Here is a 23,933-nt window from a genome sequence, read left to right as displayed (position 1 = left end):
AAAGTGCCGCAGATCTCGACGGCGGTCCTCGGCTTCCGGCAATGTGCTGGTAGCGAGAGAGAAGAGTCACCTGCTGCCGCAATCGCCGCGCTGTGGACCTCGGTTCGGATTTAGCCGACGCCGGCGTCGCCATGGGCAAAATGTTCGGCGCCAATTCCCTGGTGTTAAGAAAGAAAGCGGTGGCTCCTGTACCAACATTCCGTAACAAACTTCGCCCAACGGTCCAGAAATTGACCTTGACGCGGCGCTTGACGAAAGGTATTCGGGGCCCATCGGCTAAACTTGGGTGGTAAGAGCCCCGAAACTCTTGCGTATGCCGCGCCTTGCGGCAGGCAGCCCAGGTAAGTGTCGGGGCATTCTCATGTACGGCGTCGAGTCCTGGCCATCCGGCTGGGTCTCGCCCGAAAGAATGGGGGAGGATCCCATGCCCGCTATCGTGATCGTCGGAGCCCAATGGGGCGACGAAGGCAAAGGCAAAGCAACTGATTTGCTCGGTGGCCGCGTTGACTACGTGGTCAAGCCCAACGGCGGTAACAACGCCGGGCACACCGTGGTTGTTGGCGGTGAGAAGTATGAGCTGAAGCTCCTTCCCGCGGGCATCCTGAGCCCGAACGCAATTCCCATTATTGGCAACGGCTGCGTGGTCAACCTCGAGGCACTCTTCCAGGAGATTGACGGCTTGATTGCCCGTGGCGCGGACACTTCCCGGCTGCGCGTCTCGGCCAACGCCCACTTGGTGGCGCCGTACCACCAAGTCCTGGACAAAGTTACTGAACGCTTCCTCGGCAGCCGTGCCATTGGAACCACTGGCCGCGGAATCGGCCCGGCGTACATGGACAAGGTGGCCCGCTTGGGCGTCCGGGTGCAGGACGTTTTCGACGAGTCGATCCTCCGCCAGAAAGTGGAAGGTTCGCTGCGCCAGAAGAACGAGCTCCTGGTCAAGGTTTATAACCGGCGCAGCGTTGTGGTGGACGAGATTGTGGAATACTTCCTGTCCTTCGCCGAGCGCCTGCGCCCGCTGGTTATCGACAGCACGCTCGTCCTCAACAACGCCCTGGATGAGGGCAAGGTTGTGCTCATGGAAGGCGGCCAGGCCACGTTCCTTGACGTTGACCACGGCACCTACCCGTTTGTCACGTCCTCCAACCCCACCGCCGGCGGCGCGTCCGTTGGCTCGGGCATTGGGCCCACCCGCATTTCCCGGTCAATCGGCATCATCAAGGCGTACACAACGCGCGTCGGCGCCGGTCCGTTCCCCACCGAGTTGTTCGACGAGATGGGCGTGTACCTGCAGAAAACCGGTGGTGAGTTCGGCGTCAACACCGGCCGTCCTCGCCGCTGCGGTTGGTACGACGCCGTCCTGGCCCGCCATGCTTCCCGCGTCAACGGTTTCACGGACTACTTCGTCACCAAGCTCGATGTCCTGACCGGCATCGAACAGATCCCGGTCTGCGTTGCGTACGACGTCGACGGCGTCCGCCACGACGAAATGCCCATGACACAGACCGAGTTCCACCACGCGGTGCCCATCTACGAGTACTTCGACGGCTGGACCGAGGACATCACCGGCGCACGAACCCTCGATGACCTCCCGGAAAATGCCCGCAACTACGTGCTGGCGCTCGAAAAGCTCTCCGGCACGCGCTTCTCGGCCATCGGAGTCGGCCCTGACCGCGACCAGACGATCGTTGTCCACGACCTGATCAACGACTAGGTTCCACCGAACTGCGCTTCAAATAGACGGTCAACGAATAGACACTGTCGACGACGGCGGGTCACTTGGGTTCCTTACGGAACCGCAAGTGACCCGCCGTCGTCGTTAAAGCATTGCCCCTGCAGGCTGGGACTAAATTCGCGGTGGGCGCGGTTACGCCATGTGGAGCCGGGGCGGAAGTGCGCCCGCTAGCTGTGATGACGACCGAAACGAGACAGATGATGACAGAGACTACTGAGGGCGTCGGGTTCCGCTCCCGTCGCGGACCCATACTTATAGCTTTGATGCTTTCCACAGGCCTGGTGGCGATCGATTCCACCATTGTTGCCACCGCGGTGCCGTCGATTGTGACGGACATTGGCGGCTTCACCTCTTTCCCCTGGCTTTTCTCCGCGTATCTCTTGGCCCAGGCAGTCTCGGTGCCCGTGTATGCCAAGCTTTCCGACGTCGTGGGCCGCAAGCCGATCATCCTCAGCGGAATCGGCCTTTTCCTGCTCGGTTCCATTCTTTGTGGAATGGCCTGGAGCATGCCGGCGCTGATCGCTTTCCGGGTTTTGCAGGGCCTGGGTGCGGGTGCTGTGCAGCCTGTTGCGATCACTATCGCGGGCGATATCTACACCCTTGCCGAGCGAGCCAAGGTGCAAGGCTACCTTGCCAGTGTGTGGGCGGTTTCTTCCGTTGTGGGGCCCACGCTTGGTGGCGTCTTCTCATCGCTGGGGATATGGCGCTGGATTTTCTTCATCAATATTCCACTGTGCCTGCTAGCGGGTTGGATGCTTCTGCGGACCTTCCACGAGAGCATCGAGCGCACCAAGCACCGCGTTGATTACCTCGGAGCCGCGCTACTCACGGTTTCGCTGAGCCTTCTCATCCTTGGAGCGCTTGAGGGCGGCCAGGCGTGGGCGTGGAATTCCTCCATCAGCATCGCTGTCTTTGCCGTTGGAGCGTTGTTGTTCGCAGCATTCGTCCTCGTGGAGAGGAAGGCCGCGGAGCCGGTCCTCCCGCCATGGGTCCTCTCCCGCAGGTTGCTGGCGACGACGGCGATGATCTCGTTCGGTGTAGGTGCCGTCATGCTCGGCCTCACCTCGTATGTTCCCACCTTCCTTGAAGGGGCGCTGTCCACCTCGCCGATCCTCGCCGGGCTGGCACTGGCGGCTTTGACGCTCGGCTGGCCTATCAGCGCTTCCCAGGCCGGCAGGTTCTATCTCCGGATCGGATTCCGCAAAACCGCACTGATTGGAGTTTCCATTACGGTCATTGGTGCGGCCATCCTTGCGCTGACCGCTCCAACGCCCAACGTGCTCCTGGTGGCGGCCGCATGCTTCGTCGTCGGACTTGGACTTGGGCTGGTGGCCACGCCGAGCCTCATCGCGGCCCAATCAAGCGTCGAGTGGAACGAACGCGGGGTGGTGACCGGTACTAACCTGTTCGCGCGATCCATCGGCAGTTCCATTGGCGTGGCCGTTTTCGGCGCCGTGGCCAACGCCATCTATGCAGGACATCCCGGTGCTTCGGACGCGCACACAACCGTATCGGCGTCGTCGGCCGTGTTCCTGGCTGTGCTCGTGTGCGCCGTGCTGACCGTTATCGCGGTCATCGCCATGCCGGGCGCCCAGGGCGAGTCGGTGGCGACCAAGACACCGGCGCAGGCTGGCGCCGGCTCGGCGGAAGGCTAGTCGGCACCGCTGGCGCCCACTGGGCACCGGACACTGGGCACTGGCAAGGAACAGGAGTAGGATAGTTAGCGGAGCTAATTAGCAGTGCTAACTATTATGCAAAGCCCGGGAGGCGCCTTCCAGTGACTGCACCCAGTCAAGCGAGCGAAACGACAGACCAAAAGCCAGACGCGATTCCGGCCGACGCCCTTGCCATTGAGCTTCGAACTGCCGTGATGCGGACATCGCGGCGACTTCGCATCGAAGCAACCGGGGACGTCATTACTCCGGGGCAGTACACCGTTCTGGCCCATCTCAGTTCAGGCCCGCAGACCTTGCGGGAGCTGGCCGAGCGCGAGCATGTACAGGCACCCTCGATGACCAGGATCGTCAATGCCCTCGGTGATCAAGGGTTCATTGAACGGCAAGCCCATCCCGGGGATGGCCGGCAGGTGTGGATCAGTATCACGCCCGCAGGGGAGGAAGTCCTCGTCGAAGCCCGCAGCCAGCGGACCGCGTGGTTGGCCCGGCGCGTCGCAGGACTGAGTGAAGAGGACCGTGCAACGCTGAGCCGCGCCGCGCGCATCATGCAGGAAATGAGCGCCCAATGAGCGCCATGTTCCGCGCGCTTGAGAATCCCAACTACCGGGTGTGGGCTGGTGGTGCCTTGGTCTCGAATGTCGGTACCTGGATGCAGCGCGTCGCCCAGGACTGGTTGGTCCTGACGGTCCTCACCAACCACTCCGGAACCGCCGTTGGCGTCACCACGTCCCTGCAGTTCCTTCCCATGCTGCTTTTAGGCCCGTATGCCGGTGTCCTCGCCGACCGTTACCGCAAGCGCAGGATTTTGTTCTGGACGCAGACCGCCATGGGCGTCTGTGGGCTGATCGTAGGACTGCTGGTGGTCACTGGCGCCGCCCAGTTGTGGCAGGTCTATGCCGCGGCGCTGGCGCTGGGAATTGCGGCGGCGGTGGATGGCCCGGCCCGGCAGGCATTCGTCTCTGAACTGGTTGGACCAGACAATATCTCCAACGCCGTGGCCCTGAACTCAGCCTCCTTCAACAGCGCCCGGCTTACGGGCCCGGCCATCGCCGGTGTGCTCATCGCGTGGATCGGTACGGGCCCGGTGTTCTTGCTCAACGCTGCCAGCTTCGTCGCCGTCATTATTTCCCTCGCACGGGTCAAGACTGCCCAGCTTCAGCCGACGGCTCCGGTGGTTCGTGGCAAGCATCAGGTGGTGGAGGGCCTGCAGTACGTCCGGCAACGCCCGGACTTGGTGCTCATCCTGTTCATGGTGGGGATTCTTGGCGCCTTTGGCATGAACTTCACGGTCACGAACTCGCTGATGTCCACCGCCGTCTTCGGTGTGGGACCTGAACAGTTTGGCCTTCTCGGCTCCATTATGGCTGTGGGGACGCTGGCAGGTGCCCTGCTTGCTGCCCGACGCTCCGGTCCCCGCCTGCGGTTCATGCTCGGTGGCGCTTTGACTCTGGGCATCTTTACCCTGTTCTCCAGCATCTCGCCGGTATTCTGGGTCTACGCCGTTGTGCTGATCCCTGTTGGGCTCGCTTCCATCACTTTCCTGAACAGTTGCAACACCACCATCCAATTGTCCGTCGAGCCACAATTCCGTGGACGTGTCCTGGCCCTCTATCTCGCTATCCTGCAAGGAGGGACGGCCATTGGTGCTCCACTGATGGGCTGGATCGGCACCGAGTTTGGAGCTCGCTGGGCTGTGGCCGCCGGGGGTGCTGTGGTACTGATGACCGGCGTCGCCGCAGTCGTCATGGTGGGGCGGCGTAGCCAAGCGACAATCCGTGAGCAGGTTCGAACGTCTTGGCGCCGGGCGCGCGCAACGTAACTGGCCCAGGAGGGAAGCATCGACGGCGGCAGGCCGGCTTGGGTTTTGAGTTACCCGGGCGACCTGCCGCCGTCGTTATTGCCCGGTCGGGCGACCGGCAAGCGTTAGTTGGCCAGGAACTTCAACAGGATCTCGTTGATTTCTGCCCCGTGCGTCCACAGCATTCCGTGCGGTGCGTCGTCGATCTCGACGTACTCGGCGGAGGGAAGGCGCTTGGTGAACTCGCGGCCGGTGGAGTCGATGGGCAGGATTCGGTCGCCCGTTCCGTGGACGATCAATGCCGGGACGGTGACCTCCTCGATGTCTGCACGGAAATCGGTCAACCAGGTGTCAACCACTGCGAACGATGCGTACCAGGACGAGCCGGCAGCGACGTTCCAGGAGTTGCGGAGGGCTTCCTCGCTGAGGCGGTTTCCGAGGAAGTTGTCGGTGTTGTAGAAGTCTTTGTAGAAGTTGGTGAACCAGGCGTACCGGTCCTCGATGGCGGCGTTACGGATGCCATCAAACACTGAGGATGGGACGCCCGCGGGGTTGTCCTCGGTCTGCAAAAGGAACGGCTCCAAAGATGCCAGGAACACTGCCTTGGCAACGCGGGCCTCGCCGTACGTACCGATGTAGCGTCCAACCTCGCCAGTGCCCATGGAGAAGCCAACCAATACCGCGTTCTGCAGGTCCAGTGTTTCCATCACGGTGTTGAGGTCCGCTGCGAATGTGTCGTACTCGTAGCCGGTGGTGGGCTTACTGGATTTCCCGAAGCCGCGGCGATCGTAGGTGATGACGCGGTAGCCCGCGTTCAAGAGGGCTGCGGTTTGCTTCTCCCACGAAGCGCCGTCCAGGGGATAGCCATGGATCAGCACTACTGGCTGGCCTGTGCCGTGGTCCTCGTAGTAGAGCTCGATGTCCGTGGTGTTTTCAGTTCCGACTTTGATGAAGCCCATGATTCTGTTCCCTTTTCTCGAGATGGAGAACGATCGTTCTCACTCTGATCCATATCCTATAGAACGAGCGTTCTCAGTTCAAGTAGTATGGGTGCATGGATATTTCCGAGGTCCGCGCGCGCATTGTCGCGACGGCGGACGAGCTCTACAACGCCAAGGGCATCCAGTCCGTGGGGATGGACGAGTTGCGCACGGCGGCGGGGGTTTCGCTCAAGAAGCTGTACCAGGAATTTCCATCGAAAAGCAGTATCGTCATGGCCGTCCTTGAGCGGCGACATCAGTCCTGGACAGAGGGACTGGACGCCCGGGTGCGGTTGGCAGCGGATCCGCGCGCCAGGTTACTGGCCATCTTCGATTACCTCGCGGGATGGTTCTGCGACGATTCATTCCGTGGCTGCGGGTTCATCAATAGTTTCGCCGAACTCGGTGCCATCAGCCCGGAAGTGGCCGAATATGCCCGCGAGCACAAGGAATCGTTTCAGCATTACGTGGCGCATTTAGTGGGGGATGCAGGCGGCCCGGCGTACTTGGCCCCACAGCTTTCCATCCTCGCTGAAGGAGCGCAAACCACGGCGGCCATCGCAGGAACCGCGGATGCCGCCGGACAGGCCAGGGAGGCAGCCGTGGTTCTCATCGACGCGGCTTTGGGCAAGGAAGCTGCGGCTGCCCCTTGAGCCCCAGCCGTGCCAGACTGGACGCATGCCTCCCCGTTCCGTGAGCCCGCGTCCAGAGTCCGCCGCCGTCGATAGCAGCTGCGCGGTCCCTCCCCGCGCGCAGGCCCGCCATATCGCGATGCGGCTCGACGACGCGTGGCTGGGTCTGCAGACGCGCTTGGCCATCCGTCGGGGCCGGGTGGAGACCGTCATCCCTTATACCGGTTATGGCAGCACCACCTGGGTGCGGGTGTTGGCACGCGTCGTCCGCAGCGACCCAAGGGACGCCGCCGGACACGCCAAACCGCTCCAAGAGAGCATGCGGGGTTGGCGCAACTTCACCAGTGCCCCGGTGGCACATGCGGCTGTGCAGGTAGGCATCGCAGGCGCGGTCCATGAGGTCGTAGCGGATCGCGGTGGCGTCGTTGATGCAATTATTCCGGTAATCCTCGACGCCGGTTGGCACACCATCAGCCTTCAATCCGGCGCCTCCACCATGGTGGAGGCGCCCGTGGAGATTGTGGCCGACGACGCCGACTTCGGCGTGGTTTCCGACATTGACGACACCGTCATGGTGACCGCGTTGCCCCGCCCGTTCCTGGCGGCGTGGAACACGTTTGTCCTCAACGAACATGCCAGGACCGCAACCCCTGGCATGGCCGTCCTCTACGAACGGATCGCCCGCACGGCTCCTTCGGCTCCGGTGCTCTACCTGTCCACCGGAGCTTGGAACGTGGCCCCCACGCTCTCCCGGTTCCTGTCCCGCAACCTCTACCCTGCGGGACCCAAGCTCCTCACCGATTGGGGTCCCACGCCCGATCGCTGGTTCCGCAGCGGACAGGAGCATAAAAGGTCTTCCTTGGAGCGCCTTGCCACGGAGTTTCCCAACATCAAGTGGCTGCTGGTGGGTGACGATGGCCAACATGATGAGGCCATCTATTCCGAGTTCGCGCAGCGCCATCCGGACAATGTGCGGGCAATCGCCATCCGCCAGCTCTCCGCCAGCGAAGCAGTGCTCGCCGGCGGGCGGTCAAAATCGGGGGGACAGCCCACCCCGGGAGTTCCCTGGATCTATGCTCCCGACGGCGCCGGCATGTCCGCCCAGCTCGAGCAGCTGGGGATCATTAAGAGCGAGGTTCGCTCTGCGGATGAACCGGAAGCGGGCGATGTGGAGGTGTGATTCCTCCGTTGCCCTCGCGTTTAGGACTGACTCATTACGTCCACGGATCTCGCGACTCCCACCGAACCCCTCTTGACCAAGTGCGCCACCAGCTCCGGCCTGGGGGCGCTGGCCTTCCGGCCCTCGATGTGTCGGATCAATGCCGCGGCCGCCGCGGCTCCCATGTCGTAGGCAGGCTGGGAAATAACGGTCAGTGGTGGAGTGGTGAGCCGGGTCCAGGCGAAATCGTCATACATGAGGAATGACACGTCCTTGGGGATGGAAAGGCCGGCCTCCTGGATGGCTTCCACCACACCAAGGGCAATCAAGCCGTCAGAGGCGATGATGGCGGTAGCTGCCTCCGGGCCCCGCAGGAGTTCTGAGGTGATCTCCTTGACTGACGCCGAACCGCCGGCATTGAGCCGCACCAGGTCCGCAGGGTGAGTAAGCCCCGCTTCCTCGAAGGCCCGGCGGATCCCGTCCAGGCGGTCCGAGATCTGGGAGGAGTCGAGCGTCATTCCGGCCTCGTATGGACCTTCTGCGCGGATCGTTGAGACAAAGGCGATCCGCCGATGCCCTTCCTCGATCAGGTATTTGGCCGACTCGTAAGAGATGGTGGACATGTCCACGGCAAATGTCTCAACATCGAGGCCTTCGGCGGCGCGGTCCAGCAATACGAGCGGACGGCCGGAATCGCTCACCTGTTTCAGGTGGGCCGTTTCTACCGAGGACGCCGGTGCGACAATGAGTCCGTCCACGCGCTTATCCAGGAGTACCCGTACCGCGTCTACCTCCGCAGACTGTTCTTCGTCAGTGTTAATAAGAATGACGTTGTAGCCACTCGCCTTTGCGGTATCCGTTATTCCCCTGGTGGCGAGGCCAAAGTGCGGGTTTTCGATATCGCCCACCACCACGCCGATGGTGTTCGATCTTCCCGTGTTCATGCTGCGAGCGAGCTCATTGGGCCGGTAGTCGAGTTCTTCGGCAGCGGCGATGACCCGTTCGCGGACATCATCGCTGACGGCCCCGTAATTGCCGAGCGCCCGAGCCGCCTGCGCCTTTGAGACTTTTGCGGCCTTGGCGACGTCGGCCACCGTTACGTCCCGCCGTCGGGATCCGTCAGTGTTCATGTTCACCTTTCGGGTGGGGTGTTGACGCGGGTTTGTGATGTCCGCTACATTTCAATCAATCGATGTGAGTCCGGTCTCAATCCTAGGGACTGAGACCGGACTCAGCAAGACTCCACATCGAGCAATATATTTCAGCGGCTCCTGACAGCACCGCGCTCCCTCCCACGATTGGACAACGCTGTGATCACATTGAACTTCCGCCCGGCAGCCCTTGTTGCTGCCGCAGTGGCAGCCCTCCTCGCGCTCTCAGGGTGTGCAGGATCCTCAACGGCCAGCTCCACCTCGGCCAATAACCCCTACGGGCTGATCGAGCCCGGCACCATCCGCGTTGCCAGCTTGGGCGACTCCAAGCCCTACACCTTCACCGACAGTTCGGGTAACTTCACCGGCTTCGACGTCGAACTGTTCAAAGACGTGGCCCACCGCGCCGGCGTGGACAAGGTCGTCTTTACCGGACAGGACTTCTCCGGCCTGCTTGCTGCCGTGTCCAACGGACAGTTCGACGTCGGAGTGGCAGCCATCGGCATCACGGACAAGCGCAAGCAGACCGTGGACTTCTCCAATGGCTACCTGGCCGGGTACCTGACCGTGATCACCACCAAAACATCGGGCATCAAGGATGTCGGCGGACTCAACGGAAAGCGCTTGGGAGTGGTGCAAGGAACCCTCCAAGAGGCCTACGCGGTAAAGAACTTCCCCTCCGCCCAGTTGGTCAGGTTCCCCGATAACAACACGGCAATATCGGCCGTCAACAGCGGTGCCGTGGATGCACACTTCCTGGACTACGAGGCAGCCAAGGCCTACAAGGACCAGTTTGGGCTCGTCAGCGCTGCGGACATTCCTTCCTTTGATGCCCCGGCCGGATTTGCGATCGCAAAGAACAAGCCAGCGTTCAAGGACGCCTTGAACAAGGGCCTCGCTGCGGCCATGGAAGACGGCACCTGGAAGAAGCTTTACCAGAAGTGGTTCCCGGGTTCGCCCATGCCCGAGCAGTACCTGCCCAAGGCAGAGCAAACCTCCAGCCCCTCACCGACCGCCAGCAAGTAACCGCTGGGCCCGACAACCAACGTCTGAGAGCACTCAATGGATTGGCTCGATACCATCAGCCGCACATTCTTCGACTTCAACGCAATGGTCGAAGTTCTGCCCCAACTCCTCGGAGTTGGCCTGCTCAACACCCTGATCATCTCCCTTTCGGCAACCATCATCGGTGTGGTGATGGGCATGATTGTGGCCGTTATGGGAATCTCGCGGTCCGCCTGGCTCCGGCTGCCTGCGCGAATCTACACGGACCTGTTCCGGGGGCTCCCGGCCATCCTCACCATCCTGCTGATCGGCCAGGGGTTTGCCCGGTTGAGCCAGTCGGTCTTCGGGCCCTCTCCGTACCCGCTCGGAATCATCGCGCTGAGTTTGATCGCCAGTGCGTACATCGGCGAGATTTTTCGGGCCGGCATCCTCAGCGTGGACAAGGGCCAAGGTGAAGCATGCCGTGCCTTGGGCATGAGCTACTCCAAGTCCATGGCCCTCGTGGTGGTCCCGCAAGGAGTGCGGCGCGTGCTCCCGGCGTTGGTGAACCAATTCATCGCGATCGTGAAGGACTCCTCGTTGGTCTACTTCCTTGGCCTCCTGGTCAGTGAACGTGAGCTGTTCCGGGTAGGCCAGGATGCCGCCGTGCTTTCAGGCAACCTGTCCCCGCTGGTCATGGCCGGCATCTTCTACTTGGTCATCACCGTGCCACTGACCCACTTGGTCAACTACTTCGACAACAAGTTCCGCACCGGCCGCCGTCGCCCTTCCGCACCTACGAGCGGACTGAACGAAGTCAAGGAACTCGATGCGGCCTCGCCGCTCATCACCGGGAGCAACACGTGAACCTCACCAGCAGCACCAACGCCAACCCAAGCCAATCCGCTCCGGACATCGAAAAGTTCCATGGCTCCAGCTTGGAGTTGCAGAACCTGACCATGGCCTACGGGGATGTGGAAGTACTCCGGAACGTCAGCCTGAACGTAGCGCCAGGCACTACCACCTGCATCATCGGGCCCTCCGGTTCCGGCAAGTCCACGCTGCTGCGCGGAGTGAACCGATTGCACGAGCCAAAGAGCGGAGACGTTCTCCTCGCCGGTGAGAGCGCACTCAAGGTCAAGCCGGATATCCTGCGGGCCCGCATTGGCATGGTCTTCCAGCACTTCAACCTCTTCCCGGACCACACGGCACTGGATAACGTGGCGCTCGCCCTGTGGAGCGTCAAGGGAATGTCCAAGGCAGAAGCCAGGCAGCGCGCGCAGCGACGGCTGACCGAAGTCGGCCTCGCCGAACGAGCCGACCACCGTCCGCGCGACCTCTCAGGCGGCCAGCAACAACGCGTCGCGATCGCCCGGGCGCTGGCCATGGAACCCGAGGTCATGCTCTTCGACGAAGCCACCAGCGCCCTGGACCCCGAACTCGTTAAAGGCGTCCTTAACCTCATGGCTGGCCTTGGCCGCCGGGGGATGACGATGCTGGTGGTAACCCACGAGATGGGGTTCGCCCGCAAAGTTGCCGACCAAGTGGTGTTCATGGACGAAGGCGAAGTGGTGGAGATCGGCACGCCGACCCAGCTCTTCGACAACCCCCGCAGTGAACGCCTCCAACGCTTCCTTTCGGAAGTCCTCTGATGGGCGCGGTAGCGGCGGCGCCCATCCGGACCGCCGTCGTCGGGTTTGGGGTGGCCGGCAGGGTCTTCCACACGCCGCTTATCCAAGCGGATGCGGAATACTCTCTGGACGTCATTGTGACGGCGGACCCCGAACGCGCCGCGGCTGTGGGTCGGCTGTACCCTCACGCGAGGATCGTTCCTACCCCCGAGGACATGTTTGCACTGGCAGGTGAGCTCGATCTCGTGGTACTCGCCACGCCGCCTGTGACGCATCTGGAGCTCGGCGCCACGGCCATTGCCCACGGGCTCAACGTAGTGGTGGACAAACCTTTCGTCACTACGGTCACCCACGGTGAAGAGCTGGTATCCCAAGCGTCCGACGCCGGAGTGCAGCTGACGGTCTTCCAGAACCGTCGGTGGGACGCTGACTTCCTGACGCTTCGAAAGCTGCTGCGTGAAGAAGCACTCGGCGAGGTCCGGACCTTCGAATCCCGCCTTGAATGGTGGCGGCCGGAAGGCTTCGGCAATTGGCGCGATTCGTCCACCCTGGCCGAAGGGGGCGGAATACTTCACGACCTGGGCGCCCATCTGATCGACCAAGCGATCCAGCTCTTCGGACCCGTAGCGGAAAGTTACGGCGAAACGGCCAACCACGGGCCGTACCCGGACGCCGCCGACACTGAAGCATTCGTATCGCTCCGCCATGAGTCCGGGGTGCGCTCCCGGCTGTGGATGAACGGCATGGCCGCACAGGTAGGCCCGCGTTTCCACGTACTCGGCGCCAAGGCCGGATACACCAAGTGGGGACTCGACAGCCAGGAACCCGATCTGGCTGCGGGCGCTTCGCCGACGGACCCCTCCTACGGTGTGGAGGGCCCGGAGTCATGGGGGCTGCTGGGCGTGGACGGCTCCAGCACAGCCGTTCCAGCAGAGAAGGGCGACTACCCCAGGTTCTACACGGAGCTCGCGGCTTCCCTCAGGGGAAACGGGCCGCTTCCCGTGCAGCCGGCCGAAGCGCTCGAAGCCCTCAAGATCATCGAAAACATCCACGCTTTCGCGTAAGCAGCATCAGAACCTGAAAGAGAGAACACCCATGTCCTCCACAGTTACCAAGAACGTCGCCGTCATCGGAGGCGGCATCCTGGGCGTATCCACCGCTGTCCACCTGCTCCGCGAAGGCGCCTCCGTCACACTGCTGACAGAGCAAGGGCTGGCCAGCGAAGCAACCGGCCGGTCGCTGTCCTGGCTCAACTCCGCGGGAGAACGGTCCACCCCGTACCACCAGCTGCGCGTGGCCGGCGTCGACCGGTACCGTACGCTGTTCGCCGCCGACCCAAGCCGTGAGTGGCTCCAATTCGGGGGAGGCTTGATGTGGAATGCAGAAGGGCACGGCGAGGTCACACAAGCCCGCCACGCCTATGAGCAATCCATTGGATACGATTCGAAGCTCCTGGCACCCGAAGACATTGCCGCGGTTACTCCGGGAATCGACGCCAGTGCCGTGCCGGAAATCGCCATTTTCAATCCCGGTGAGGGCTGGGTCAGCCTGCCGGACTTGGTCAACTTCCTCATGGATGAATTCCACGCCTTGGGTGGCCGCCTCATCCTCAATGCGGGCAAGGTTTCGGTAACGGTCGACGGCGGCCGGGCCACCGGCGTCGAAACATCCGCCGGCGAGACCTACCCGGCAGACGCCGTGCTCGTAGCCTGCGGCGCAGCGACGCCCGCCGTCGTGAAGCCGCTCGGAGTGGACATCCCGAACGGTTCCCCGGTGTCAATGCTGGTGGTCACCAAGCCAGTGGAGCACCAGGTCACCGCAGTCATGAACACTCCGCGTGCCGCAGTCCGGCCCAACCCTGGAAACACGTTCGCGCTGGATCACGACTGGTATGAAGACAGCATCACCGAGCACCCGGATGGCTCGTTCAGTATCCCCGATGATGTTGTGCAGGAACTCGCTGATGAGTCGTCCAAGCTGATCGCGGGAAACCCCGAACTCAAACCGGCGTCCTGGAAGATCGGCTACAAGCCGATCCCCGGGGACGGCGAGCCTGTCTTCGGTGAACTCGGCCAGGTGCCGGGCTGCTTCGTCGCTTTCACGCACTCGGGGGCGACGTTGGGCCTCATTGCCGGAGAGTTGCTGTCCGGCGAGATCCTCACCGGAACCAAGCACCCGATGCTGTCTACTTTCCGGCCGGGGCGTTTTTCCTAGCCAGCCCGTAACGCTGTTAAAGGCCAACGGCCCCGATACGCCATCTGCTTAGGCATGTCGGGGCCGTTGGAGTATGCGGCTGGGTGTTATTTGGTGGTGGCGGTGCGTTGGGTGGCGTTGAAGGCGAAGGAGATGGTGCTGGTGGCGCCTTGGAAGGTGTCGTTCGCGGTGGTGGGGAATGCGGTGGTGACTTTGAGGTTGTCGGTTTTGGTCGCTGAGACGGAGGTGAGGTTGGTCAAGGCCTGGTTGGCGGTGATGACCGGTGCGGAGGCCAGGACGGTGGTTTTGGTGCCGGTGCAGGTGTAGGGGGCTGCGGCGCCGGTCCAGGCGGTGGAGCAGTTTTCGATGGTCAGTTGCAGGCCGTTGACGGTGTCGGTGGTCAGCAGGGACGCGGTGGCTCCGGCGGTGGTGGTCAGGGACACGGTGTTCAGGTCTGAGTTGCCGGTGTTGGAGAGGGTGACGAGTTTTTCGACTTTGTCTCCGGGGAGCAGTCCTGCGACGGGGACGTTCAGGGTGTTATTCACTCCGGGGGCGCCCAGGGCGATGGTGATTGTTCCGGCGGTGACGGCTTGGCTTGCCGAGGTCGAGGAGGTGAACGCGCCGTAGGTTCCCATGCCGGCGACGGCGGCTGCGGTGCCGACCAGTGCGACGGAGGCGAGGATTTTCCCGGAGGTGGTTTTGAGGCTGATGGCCATGGGAATCAGTGTCCTTTCGGGAGGCCACCGCTTTCGGGCCGGCCAGTTGATCTTTTCCAGCCTCTCTGGCTGACAAGAACTACTGTGCCGGGCCACCATCAAGAACCACTCAGGTGTTCGATCAGGACATGATCAGGAAAAGCTCAAAAAACCCACTACCCAGGCAAACCACCCGGCTGATCCGGGTTGTGCGTCGGGTCCGGGTGCGGGGGAATGACCCCCGGATCGGGCACGGGCGACGGGCCCGGGGTGGGGTTGGGGCTTGGCGGGAACGGTGTTGTGGGGTCCGGCGGCGGTGTCACCGGCCCGGGATCCGGGGGGAATGGGTCAGGCTCGTGCTGCGGAGGAAGCGTCATCATCTCTCCTTGATAGGCCTTGGAGTTGGTATGAGCAGCCTACTCCTGTTGGGTTTTCCACATAGGAGAAATCGGCGCTGATTTTGACTACTGCGCTCTGGAAGAGTGGGGTCATGGAGGAGATGAGCAGCGGTCAGGGGGCGCCAGCCGGGTCGCCGTTGGGGCTGGGTTGTTCTATCGGGGATCTCATCAGTGCTCTTGGTGCGTTGACGCTGGCATCTGAAACTCCCGCGCTCATTGATGAGCTGGCTTGCCTTGAAGACCTGAAGTCGGCCATCGCCGCACGTCAAGCGCGGGTCGCTGTGGCGTTTGATCTTGCCCATCGGCGCGAACAGGCCCTGGCAGGTGTCCCGGCATCGGAGCAAGGCCAAGATGTTGGCGCGCAGCTTGCTTTGGCCAGGCGGGAGTCCCCGAACCGGGGTTCCCGGCTCCTCGGTCTGGCGAAAGCCTTGGTGTCGGAGATGCCGCGGACCATGGCCGCGCTGGAAAAGGGTTTGTTGAGTGAGTGGCGGGCAACCCTTCTGGTCAAGGAAACTGCATGTTTGAGCGTGGCAGACCGTTGTGCCGTGGACGAGGAGCTCGCGCCGGATACCGGGACGTTCGACGGCGCCGGGGACAGGGCGATCGCCTCGGCGGTGAAAGCCGCAGCGTACCGGCGGGATCCGCGCTCGGTCACGCAACGTGCCAGTCGCGCCGCCGCCGAGCGAAGGGTGACCTTGCGCCCAGCACCGGACACGATGACCTACCTGACCGCCTTGCTCCCAGCCGCACAAGGCGTCGCAGCCTACGCCGCCCTAACCCGGCACGCCAACTCAGTCCGTGCCAGTGGTCCCCGCTCCGAGGGTGATGCCCTGTCCCAAGGACAGCTCATGGCCGACACCTTTGTGGAACGCCTCACCGGGACCCCGGGCGGGATCAGCAGTGTCGAAGTCCAGCTGGTCATGACGGACCGAACCTTGCTTCGTGGGGACAGCGAACCGGCAAGGCTCGCCGGCTACGGAACTGTCCCCGCGAAATGGGCCAGGGTTCTGGTTGGGGCTGAAGGTGCTGCCTGTGCCGCGCCGGATCCCGAGCGAGCGATTGCTGGGTCGGAACCGGAGGGCGACGATCCGGGCTTCGCCTTGTATCTCCGTCGGCTGTACACAGCACCGAGCACCGGTGAACTCGTCGCCATGGACAGCAAGGCAAGGTTCTTCCCGGCTATGTTGCGTCGTTTCATCGAGGCCCGGGACAACACCTGCCGCACGCCGTACTGCGACGCACCGATCAGACATATCGATCACATCTTCCCGTGGCACGCAGGCGGCAAAACCACGCTTGCCAACGGCGCCGGGCTCTGCGAAGCGTGCAACCACAGCAAGGAAGGGACCGGTTGGACCGCCCGGCCCGTCATTCCGACGTCGTCCGGAAGCATCCATACTTTCTACGTGACTACACCCACCGGCCATCACTACCGGTCCAAGGCCCCGCCTCTGCCGGGTCACTATTTTCAGAAAGTACCTAGCTTTTCAGAAAGTACCTAGCTCCGAGTAACCCTTTGGCGCGCGCCGGCGATTACGTGATTGAACGGGCCAAGCTGGAATTTGTCCCCCATCATGTTCCAGCTTGGCCCTTCTTGTCTCCGGGAACTACCCTAGGTGGGAGTCTCCGCCCGTCAAACGGCGGTTGGCCTGGCCTCCCCAGCCATGGAACTGCCGCCGATCGAAAGTCCCTTCCGTGACCGACGCATTGACCGACGAAGCGCTGGAAGCGCTCAAGGGCGATCAAGCGGAACTGTTCAGCGCGGTGTACAGGACTTTCGCAGGTCCGGTCCTCGGTTACCTGACAGCCAAGGGTGTGGCGGATCCTGAAGCGGGCATGCAGGAGGTCTTCTTAGCTGTTCTACCCCGGCTCGCGGACATCAGTGGTGGCATGGGCGGTCTCCGCACGTTCATTTTCTCCGTAGCCCACGCACGGATGGTGGACGAGCACCGGAAACAGAGCAGGACACCGGAACACCACGAATTTGAACCTGAACGAGATCCGCGGGAGTCCAGGTCGGCTGAGTCGGAAGCGATGCACCTTATGGCGCCCGGCGAGGTGATGGAGCTCCTGGCTTACCTCAATGATGACCAGCGGGAGGTCTTGATCCTCCGTATCATCGCCGGTCTTACTGTGGAGCAGGTGGCGGGAATTTTGGGCAAGTCCGCAGGAGCAGTGAAGCAACTGCAGCGACGGGCACTCATTGTGCTCCGTGAGAATTCAGCAGTAAAGGAATACGTTTCGCTATGACAAACACGGAAGGCGAACGTTCGGAGATCATTGACGAGCTCCTGGTCGACGCCGGTTTCCCGGATGATGGTCACGATATGAGGCAGACGCTGCTTTCGCTCGGATCCCTCGCGTCGCTTCCGACGCCCACTCCAGGGCCAGAGCTTGCTTCGCTTCTGGCAGGCACCACGGACGAACTTGCCAAGCGCCGCTGGCGTCCGAAGCACCGGACCGCCGTCGTGGGTGTTGCCGTGATCGCCGCCATGGGCCTTGGTGCCGGTGGCGTCGCTGCCGCCAGTTCCGCCTTTCCCCGTGACCCGTCTTTTGTGGAGAAGCTCCTAGGCCGTCTGGTGCCGCATTCCACGTCGGAAATGCCTGCACTGCCCTTGAACGACGAGCCTAAGGTCAGCACTGAGCCAGCGCCTACGGTGCACCCTGCGACGGTTCCGGCCATGCCTACCCTTCCGGTAAACCCCAGCACGCAGAGGCGCCCGGCAGCGGTTGGCGGCACTACGCCTCCAGCGGCACAGCCCCGCATGGCCAGCAAACCCGGAGCCATCGCGGAGCCGTCAAAGCCTCAAGCGCCGCTGGCGCCTGTGGGCAGGGCCGCGCAATCGGCGTTGCAGCCACCCGCTCAAGAGCTGAAGGCTATGCTCGTTCCCAAACCGCTGCCGATTTCCAAGCCGGACCTGCTCAAAACGGCGCTGACCCCCGTACCGTCGGACGCGAAGGACTCCAAGCCCCGCGGACGACCATAGCGGCCCCGCAAGGTGCTCCGCGAGCAAGGAGCTACCCGAGGACCTGACGCTTGGAGGATATGACCCCCGTGTCGAAACCGGCTAGGTGAAGTCCGCCATGGAAGCGGGCATGTTCGATCTTCACGCATCGATCCATGACGACATTGAGCCCAGCGGACTCGGCATCCCGGGCAACGTCCTCATGCCATGAGCCCAACTGCAGCCACAATGTCTTGGTGCCTGCCGCGATGGCCTCGTCCAGGACGCCGGGGAGGTCCTCATGCTTGCGGAAGACGTCAACAATATCCGGGGCTTCGGGAAGGTCCGCCAGTGAAGCATAGGTTGGTTGGCCGAGAATTTCGTTCACCACGGGGTTCACGAAGTACACCTTGTACCGCGTGGACGACTGCAAGTAGGTAGCCACGAAGTAGCTGGCCCGGGATGGCTTGTCCGAGGCGCCGACTATCGCAATTGACTTCGCCTGCCTCAGGAGCGAGAGGCGTTCCGGAGCAGAGGGTCCCTGCCAGGTACGTTCAGTGGTACTCATGCTTTTAACTCCAATGCTGCAGGCGACTGCGCCTCGGTTAGTGCCTGGTCGAGGTCCCAAAGAATGTCCTCCAGGTCTTCAAGTCCAACGGAGATACGGACCAGGTCCTCCGGAACACCCGCCGACTCAAGTTGCTCCGCGTTGAGTTGTTGGTGGGTAGTTGAACCGGGGTGGATGACCAGCGTGCGGGAATCACCCACGTTGGCCAGATGGGAAGCAAGTTGCAACGACTCGATGAACCTTTGCCCAGCGGACCGTCCGCCAACAACGCCAAAGGAGAACACGGAACCCGGTCCCTTCGGCAGGTACTTTTGTGCCCGTTCGAAATGCGGGTGGGACGGCAGGCCGGAGTAGTTCACGTAAGCTACCCGAGGATCGGCGTCGAGCCATTCCGCAACCGCTTGGGCGTTCTTCAGGTGTTCGTCCAGGCGCTGGGGGAGGGTCTCAACGCCTTGCAGTAGTTGGAAAGCCGACAAGGGCGAAAGGGCCGGGCCGATGTCGCGCAAGTGTTCGCAGCGCAGTTTGGTGAGGAATCCGTACTCGCCGAAGTTGCCCCACCAGGAAACGTTTCCGTAGGACGGCACGGGTTCGGTCATCATGGGGAACTTGCCGTTGCCCCAGTTGAACCGGCCGCTCTCCACGATCACGCCGCCCAACGTTGTGCCGTGTCCACCGAGGAACTTGGTTGCCGAGTGGATCACGATATCCGCCCCGTGCTCAAAAGGGCGCACCAGATATGGCGTGCTCAAGGTGGCGTCGACTACCAACGGGATGCCGGCGTCGTGAGCTACCTTGGCCAGCCCCGCGAGGTCTTGGACTTCCGACGACGGGTTGGCCACCACCTCCACGAACAAGGCCTTCGTGTTCTCTCGGATGGCCGCGGCGTAGTCCGCAGGGTCGGTTCCGGGGACGAACGTGGTGTCCACGCCGAAGCGGCGTAGGGAAACGTCCAACTGCGTCACTGTCCCGCCGTACAGCTGGGAGGCGGCCACAATGTGGTCGCCGGACTGGGTCAGTGCGGCGAAAGTGATGAACTCAGCGGCCATGCCCGACGACGTTGCTACCGCCCCGATCCCGCCCTCAAGGGACGCGATGCGTTCCTCGAAAGCTGCGACGGTGGGGTTGCCGATGCGCGAGTAAATGTTGCCATACTTCTGCAAGGCGAAAAGGCTGGCGGCGTCGTTGGTGTCCTTGAAGACGAACGACGTCGACTGGTAGATCGGCACGGCCCGGGCTCCGTGTTCGGCGTCGGGGGTACCGCCGGCATGCAGGGCCCGGGTGCGGAAGCCGAAAGTGCGGTCGGCCATCAGACGGCCACCGTCTCGGGGACGGGCGAGCTGGACGCAACCGGTGTGGAGAAAAGGTCCAGTTCGGTGCCGTTCTTGCGAGCGAGGTCCGCCTCGAGTTCACGGACGATCGGCAGGACGTCCTGGCCGAATGCAGCGATTTCTTCCTGGAAATGCAGGTAGCCGGTGAGGAACAGGTTCACCCCGATCTTCTTGTATTCGACGATCCTCTCGGCAATCTGTTCCGGGGTTCCGATGAGTTGGGTTTTGAAGCCGTCGTTGTACTGGACCAGGTCTTCAAAGGTGGAGTCGGCCCACATGCCCTTGCCGTCCTTAGTGGAAGCACCGGCTTCCTGGACGGCATCCCGGAAACCCTGAACTGCCGGCTTGTGTGCTTTCTCCACGATTTCGCGGAGGGTATCGCGGGCTTCCTTCTCTGAATCCCGGGCAATCACGAAGCCGTTGAGGCCAAACTTCGGAGCAGCAAGCGCTCCTTCCGTCCCACGCTTCGTCTCGCCGGATGCCGCTACGACGCCGGCGATGTTTTCCTTGAAACCCTCAAGGTCCTTGCCGTTGGAGAAGTACCAGTCGGCCACGCGGCCGGCGGTTGCCTGTGCCGCCGTCGAGTTTCCACCGAAGAAGATCTCCGGGTGGGGACGGCCAGGAACATCCACCGGCGCGGGGTTCAGGGTGAAGTCGGTGATGTTGTAGTACTTGCCGCCCTGGCTGTAGCCCTGTTCGGTCCAGAGCCCACGCAGCACGTTGATGAATTCTTCGGTGCGGACGTAGCGTTCGTCGTGCTCGAGCCACTCGAGTCCGAAATTGGTGAACTCGCTTTTGAGCCAGCCGGAAACGATGTTGACGGCGGCCCGGCCGTTGGAGATATGGTCGGCGGTGATGATGTACTTCGCCAGGACCCCGGGATGCCACATGCCCGGGTGGACGGCGGCGATGACTTTGAGGCGCTCGGTCGCGGCCAGGAGCGCGAGGCTGAAGGAAGTGGCTTCGTGTTGCTTGTCCGCGCCATACGACGCCGCGTAGCGGGTCTGCGTCAGGGCGTATTCAAACCCGGAGTTCTCCGCAATACGGGCCAGCTTCTTGTTGTAGTCGAAGTCCCAACCAGTGCGTTGTTCGATAGTGGACACCACCAGGCCGCCGGAGACGTTGGGGACCCAATAGGCAAACTTGAGCGGTTCGGACAGCCGGGCAACGTTGCTGATCTCGGTCATGAATTTTCCTTTTCTAGGGCCCGCTTGAGCAGGACGTCCTGGATGCCGGCGATTGCCGGTTCGTTCTGTAGCGAGGTGGTGTCGCCCAGGGCGGTCCCCTCGAAGAGTTGGGTCAGAAGGCGGCGCATGATCTTGCCGCTGCGGGTCTTGGGCACGTCGGGAACCACGACGACGTCGCGTGGCTTGGCGATGGGGCCGATCGCCTTGGCAACGTGGTTGCGCAGGCCCGCGGCGACCTCCGCATCAGGCAAGCCTGGCGCGCCACCGTCGGCGTCAGTCCGGAGCACCACGAAGGCGACCACCGCATGCCCCGTGGTGGGGTCGGCCACCGGACACACCCCGGCTTCCACCACGTCCGGATGGGACACGAGTGCCGACTCAATCTCGATGGTGGAGAGCAAATGTCCTGAGACGTTGAGGGTGTCGTCCACGCGCCCGAGAATCCAGATATCGCCGTCGGAATCGTATTTGGCCCCATCGCCGGCAAGGAACCAGCGCTGGTTCGCGTACTGGCTCCAGTAAGAATCGAAGTAGCGGCGCGGGTTGCCCCACACAGTCCGCGCGATGGCGGGACCGGGACGGTCCACCACGATGAACCCTTGGACGCCGGGCTTGGTGGTCTCACCGTGGGAGTCCACTACCCGAACGCTTACCCCGGGGAGGGCTCGGGCGGCGCAACCGGGTTTGAACGACGTGTCAGTTGGAGAGGGCGACATAATGGTCGCGCCCGTCTCGGATTGCCACCATGTATCCACCATGGGCGCCGTACCCCCACCGAGGTTGTCCCGCAGCCAGCGCCAGGCCTCCGGATTCACGGCCTCTCCCACGGTTCCCAGAAGTCGGATGGACGAGAGATCGTAACTATCCGGCACTCCATCGGGGAACCAACCCATGAGGGACCGAACCAGTGTGGGCGCGGTGTAATACTGCGTGACTTTGTAGCGTTCGATGATCTCGAGGTGCCTGCCCGGGTGCGGGGTGTTGGGCGTGCCTTCGAAGATGACCTGGGTGGCGCCGTTGGAGAGCGGCCCGTAGATCTCGTACGTGTGGGCGGTGACCCACGCGAGGTCCGCGGTGCACCAATGGACGTCCCGATTACGGAACTCGGGATCCGGGTTGCTGAAAAGGTGCTCGAAACTCCACGAGGCCTGAGTGAGGTAGCCACCGCAAGTGTGGACCAAGCCCTTCGGTTTCCCCGTGGTTCCGGAGGTGTACATGATGAACAGGGGAGTCTCGGCGTCGAACGCAATCGGTTCGTGAACGTCGGAGGCGGTATCGACGACGTCGTGCCACCAGACGTCGCGGCCTTCAACCATGGTGACGCTGGCCAGTTCGGCGCGGGGTGTGGTCCTGTTGATGACCAGCACCCGTTCGATGGCATTGTCACCCTCGACGGCGGCGTCGGCGTTTGCTTTGACCGGAACCGCGGTGCCACGGCGGTACTGTCCGTCCGTGGTGACGAGTAGTTTCGCCTGGGTGTCCTCCACCCGGAAGCGCAGCGCTTCAGCCGAGAATCCCCCGAAAACCAGCGAATGGATGGCGCCGATCCGGGCCACGGCCAGGGTGATGATCACGGTCTCGGGAATCACCGGAAGATAGATGACGACGCGATCACCTTTGGTGATTCCCAGCTCAAGCAGCGCGTTGGCAGCCTTGGAAACTTCCCGCTGGAGCTCCGCGTAGGTGATGGCGCGGCGGTCACCGGGTTCGCCTTCGAAGTAGAGGGCAACCTTGTCACCCTTTCCGGCGAGCACGTGCCGGTCCACGCAGTTATACGCAACGTTCAGTTTGCCGCCGTCGAACCACTTGATCTCCGGACCCTGACCGGCCTGAACATCAGCGGGTTTCCAACTGTGTGCCGTATGCCAAGGCGCTGCCCAGTGCAGGCGACGTGCTTGTGCTTCCCAGAAAGCTACATTGGAGCCGTTTGAATCGAAACCGCCGTGACGCGCCCGCTCGCCGAAGCCAGCGCCGTGCACTGCGCCGTCCGCGTGCTCAATCGAGGACCATCCCGAAGAGCCGTGAAATGAGCCGGGCGCGTCAAGCAGCCCTGCTTCAGAGGCCGTCGCGTCCGAAGTGGTTTGTGAAAATTGTGATGCGGTTGTAGCAGAAGGCATGCCAAAAACACTCCATGTCCTGGGGTTGGCAAGCACCACTCCGAGACAGCTGACGCCAGGGGTGGTCGCCCTCGTTTCAAGCTGTTGTTCGCTTGTGTTGCATGCTGCGGCGTCACTGATCCAGGAATCTCGGCCGCTGGGATGGTCGCTCCCCACTAAAGCTGATCGGTCAGTTGGCGCAAAATTGATCGGTAGCGGTGCGTAATATTCGCCGTACACCGCTTTTGCGCACCCGTAGCCGCAGAATATTCGGCTGATCGGTCCCGTGTCGTCAGGAGTAGGCTTGAGTCATGGTGCACGTCAACGATCCGGCCGTCGTGGAGCGGCTGATGCGAACAAAGGGCACATGGGCAATCGTCGGGCTAAGCACCAACGAATGGCGCTCTGCCTACGATGTATCGCTCTATGTCAGGGACAGGATGGGCATGCACATCATCCCCGTCAATCTCAAAGGTGAAGACGTGCACGGCGAAAAGGGCTACAAAACCCTGGCCGAGATTCCCGCCACGAAGCATCCAATCGACGTCGTTGACTGCTTCGTCAACTCCCAGCGTGTCGGCGCCGTCGTGGACCAAGCCATCGCGATCGGAGCCAAGGCTGTGTGGCTGCAACTCGGCGTTGTTGACGAGGCGGCCACCCTGCGCGCCAAAAAAGCAGGGCTCGACGTCGTGGTCAACTCCTGCCCCGCGAGGGAAGGGTGGCATTACGGCTTGTAGTTCTTCCGACTTTTTCGTCTGCTAAGGTGCAGCTGATTCA

The 23,933-nt window shown here is 62.5% G+C and carries 22 protein-coding genes; 15 read left to right on the top strand and 7 right to left on the bottom strand.

Going from position 1 to position 23,933, the window contains the following annotated elements; genetic code table 11:
- Positions 1 to 424: 424 nt before the first annotated feature.
- The 4 genes from QRN42_RS11125 (at position 425) to QRN42_RS11110 (ending at position 5,230) form a co-directional block, all read left to right on the top strand.
- Positions 425 to 1,714: an adenylosuccinate synthase gene (locus QRN42_RS11125; RefSeq protein ID WP_284975764.1), complete on the top strand. Its 1,290-nt coding sequence runs from the start codon at positions 425 to 427 to the stop codon at positions 1,712 to 1,714.
- 218 nt (positions 1,715 to 1,932) lie between these two features.
- A complete protein-coding gene (locus tag QRN42_RS11120; RefSeq protein WP_284979235.1) occupies positions 1,933 to 3,390 on the top strand; it encodes an MFS transporter in 1,458 nt (485 codons plus the stop codon).
- A gap of 215 nt (positions 3,391 to 3,605) precedes the next feature.
- Positions 3,606 to 3,980, top strand: a complete 375-nt coding sequence (locus QRN42_RS11115; protein ID WP_284979450.1) for a MarR family winged helix-turn-helix transcriptional regulator — start codon at positions 3,606 to 3,608, stop codon at positions 3,978 to 3,980.
- A complete protein-coding gene (locus QRN42_RS11110) occupies positions 3,977 to 5,230 on the top strand; it encodes an MFS transporter (protein ID WP_284979234.1) in 1,254 nt (417 codons plus the stop codon). Before QRN42_RS11115 ends, QRN42_RS11110 begins: the two co-directional genes overlap by 4 nt.
- Before the next feature lie 104 nt (positions 5,231 to 5,334).
- On the opposite strand, the gene QRN42_RS11105 is transcribed toward QRN42_RS11110, so the two are convergent.
- Positions 5,335 to 6,168, bottom strand: coding sequence for an alpha/beta fold hydrolase (locus QRN42_RS11105; protein WP_284979233.1), 834 nt, complete (start codon positions 6,166 to 6,168; stop codon positions 5,335 to 5,337).
- A gap of 95 nt (positions 6,169 to 6,263) precedes the next feature.
- Between QRN42_RS11105 and QRN42_RS11100 the strand changes: the two genes are divergently transcribed.
- Both QRN42_RS11100 and QRN42_RS11095 read left to right on the top strand, forming a co-directional pair.
- Positions 6,264 to 6,842: a TetR/AcrR family transcriptional regulator gene (locus QRN42_RS11100; RefSeq protein WP_284979232.1), complete on the top strand. Its 579-nt coding sequence runs from the start codon at positions 6,264 to 6,266 to the stop codon at positions 6,840 to 6,842.
- 25 nt (positions 6,843 to 6,867) lie between these two features.
- Positions 6,868 to 8,001 (top strand): App1 family protein phosphatidate phosphatase, encoded by a 1,134-nt coding sequence (locus QRN42_RS11095; RefSeq protein ID WP_284979231.1) that lies wholly within the window; start codon positions 6,868 to 6,870, stop codon positions 7,999 to 8,001.
- 20 nt (positions 8,002 to 8,021) lie between these two features.
- Here the strand turns inward: QRN42_RS11095 and QRN42_RS11090 are convergent, their stop codons facing one another.
- The gene (locus tag QRN42_RS11090; protein WP_284979230.1) at positions 8,022 to 9,110 is read right to left on the bottom strand and encodes a LacI family DNA-binding transcriptional regulator; all 1,089 of its coding nucleotides are present in this window, start codon (positions 9,108 to 9,110) and stop codon (positions 8,022 to 8,024) included.
- Between the two features lie 180 nt (positions 9,111 to 9,290).
- On the opposite strand from QRN42_RS11090, the gene QRN42_RS11085 reads away from it, so the two are divergent.
- Genes QRN42_RS11085 through QRN42_RS11065 form a run of 5 tightly spaced genes read left to right on the top strand, consistent with a single transcriptional unit; the run spans position 9,291 to position 13,960 of the window.
- Positions 9,291 to 10,157 carry an ABC transporter substrate-binding protein gene (locus tag QRN42_RS11085; protein WP_284975757.1) on the top strand — a complete coding sequence of 289 codons (867 nt, stop codon included), beginning with the start codon at positions 9,291 to 9,293 and terminating at the stop codon, positions 10,155 to 10,157.
- A 36-nt stretch (positions 10,158 to 10,193) separates the two neighbouring features.
- A complete protein-coding gene (locus QRN42_RS11080) occupies positions 10,194 to 10,982 on the top strand; it encodes an amino acid ABC transporter permease (protein ID WP_284979228.1) in 789 nt (262 codons plus the stop codon).
- Positions 10,979 to 11,767, top strand: a complete 789-nt coding sequence (locus QRN42_RS11075; RefSeq protein ID WP_284979227.1) for an amino acid ABC transporter ATP-binding protein — start codon at positions 10,979 to 10,981, stop codon at positions 11,765 to 11,767. The genes QRN42_RS11080 and QRN42_RS11075 overlap by 4 nt, the downstream gene beginning before the upstream one ends.
- On the top strand, positions 11,767 to 12,810 hold the full coding sequence (locus tag QRN42_RS11070; protein ID WP_284979226.1) for a Gfo/Idh/MocA family protein: 1,044 nt from the start codon (positions 11,767 to 11,769) through the stop codon (positions 12,808 to 12,810). The genes QRN42_RS11075 and QRN42_RS11070 overlap by 1 nt, the downstream gene beginning before the upstream one ends.
- Before the next feature lie 31 nt (positions 12,811 to 12,841).
- The gene (locus QRN42_RS11065) at positions 12,842 to 13,960 is read left to right on the top strand and encodes an NAD(P)/FAD-dependent oxidoreductase (protein ID WP_284979225.1); all 1,119 of its coding nucleotides are present in this window, start codon (positions 12,842 to 12,844) and stop codon (positions 13,958 to 13,960) included.
- A gap of 86 nt (positions 13,961 to 14,046) precedes the next feature.
- Here QRN42_RS11065 and QRN42_RS11060 read toward each other — a convergent pair whose 3' ends face one another.
- A complete protein-coding gene (locus QRN42_RS11060; protein ID WP_284979224.1) occupies positions 14,047 to 14,655 on the bottom strand; it encodes a TasA family protein in 609 nt (202 codons plus the stop codon).
- Between the two features lie 469 nt (positions 14,656 to 15,124).
- On the opposite strand from QRN42_RS11060, the gene QRN42_RS11055 reads away from it, so the two are divergent.
- From QRN42_RS11055 to QRN42_RS11045, 3 genes are all read left to right on the top strand, one after another.
- On the top strand, positions 15,125 to 16,534 hold the full coding sequence (locus tag QRN42_RS11055) for an HNH endonuclease (RefSeq protein WP_502869491.1): 1,410 nt from the start codon (positions 15,125 to 15,127) through the stop codon (positions 16,532 to 16,534).
- A gap of 193 nt (positions 16,535 to 16,727) precedes the next feature.
- A complete protein-coding gene (locus QRN42_RS11050) occupies positions 16,728 to 17,282 on the top strand; it encodes an RNA polymerase sigma factor (RefSeq protein ID WP_284975628.1) in 555 nt (184 codons plus the stop codon).
- Positions 17,279 to 18,019: a hypothetical protein gene (locus QRN42_RS11045; RefSeq protein WP_284979223.1), complete on the top strand. Its 741-nt coding sequence runs from the start codon at positions 17,279 to 17,281 to the stop codon at positions 18,017 to 18,019. The genes QRN42_RS11050 and QRN42_RS11045 overlap by 4 nt, the downstream gene beginning before the upstream one ends.
- Before the next feature lie 31 nt (positions 18,020 to 18,050).
- On the opposite strand, the gene QRN42_RS11040 is transcribed toward QRN42_RS11045, so the two are convergent.
- From QRN42_RS11040 to acs, 4 genes are read right to left on the bottom strand one after another with little or no spacing between them, the layout of a single operon-like run.
- Positions 18,051 to 18,545, bottom strand: a complete 495-nt coding sequence (locus QRN42_RS11040; protein WP_284979222.1) for a CoA-binding protein — start codon at positions 18,543 to 18,545, stop codon at positions 18,051 to 18,053.
- Positions 18,542 to 19,852, bottom strand: a complete 1,311-nt coding sequence (locus QRN42_RS11035; protein ID WP_284979221.1) for an O-acetylhomoserine aminocarboxypropyltransferase/cysteine synthase family protein — start codon at positions 19,850 to 19,852, stop codon at positions 18,542 to 18,544. The genes QRN42_RS11040 and QRN42_RS11035 overlap by 4 nt, the downstream gene beginning before the upstream one ends.
- Positions 19,852 to 21,060: a dimethylsulfone monooxygenase SfnG gene (gene sfnG / locus QRN42_RS11030; protein ID WP_284979220.1), complete on the bottom strand. Its 1,209-nt coding sequence runs from the start codon at positions 21,058 to 21,060 to the stop codon at positions 19,852 to 19,854. Before sfnG ends, QRN42_RS11035 begins: the two co-directional genes overlap by 1 nt.
- The gene (gene acs, locus QRN42_RS11025) at positions 21,057 to 23,177 is read right to left on the bottom strand and encodes an acetate--CoA ligase (RefSeq protein ID WP_284979219.1); all 2,121 of its coding nucleotides are present in this window, start codon (positions 23,175 to 23,177) and stop codon (positions 21,057 to 21,059) included. The genes sfnG and acs overlap by 4 nt, the downstream gene beginning before the upstream one ends.
- A gap of 290 nt (positions 23,178 to 23,467) precedes the next feature.
- Here acs and QRN42_RS11020 point away from each other — a divergent pair, with 290 nt between their 5' ends.
- Positions 23,468 to 23,893 (top strand): CoA-binding protein, encoded by a 426-nt coding sequence (locus QRN42_RS11020; protein ID WP_284979218.1) that lies wholly within the window; start codon positions 23,468 to 23,470, stop codon positions 23,891 to 23,893.
- Positions 23,894 to 23,933: the final 40 nt, after the last annotated feature.

Source organism: Arthrobacter sp. fls2-241-R2A-200 (assembly GCF_030209745.1).
Classification (GTDB): domain Bacteria; phylum Actinomycetota; class Actinomycetes; order Actinomycetales; family Micrococcaceae; genus Arthrobacter.
The sequence above is the reverse complement of the archived record's forward strand: the minus strand, read 5'-3'. Positions and strand labels throughout refer to the sequence as shown.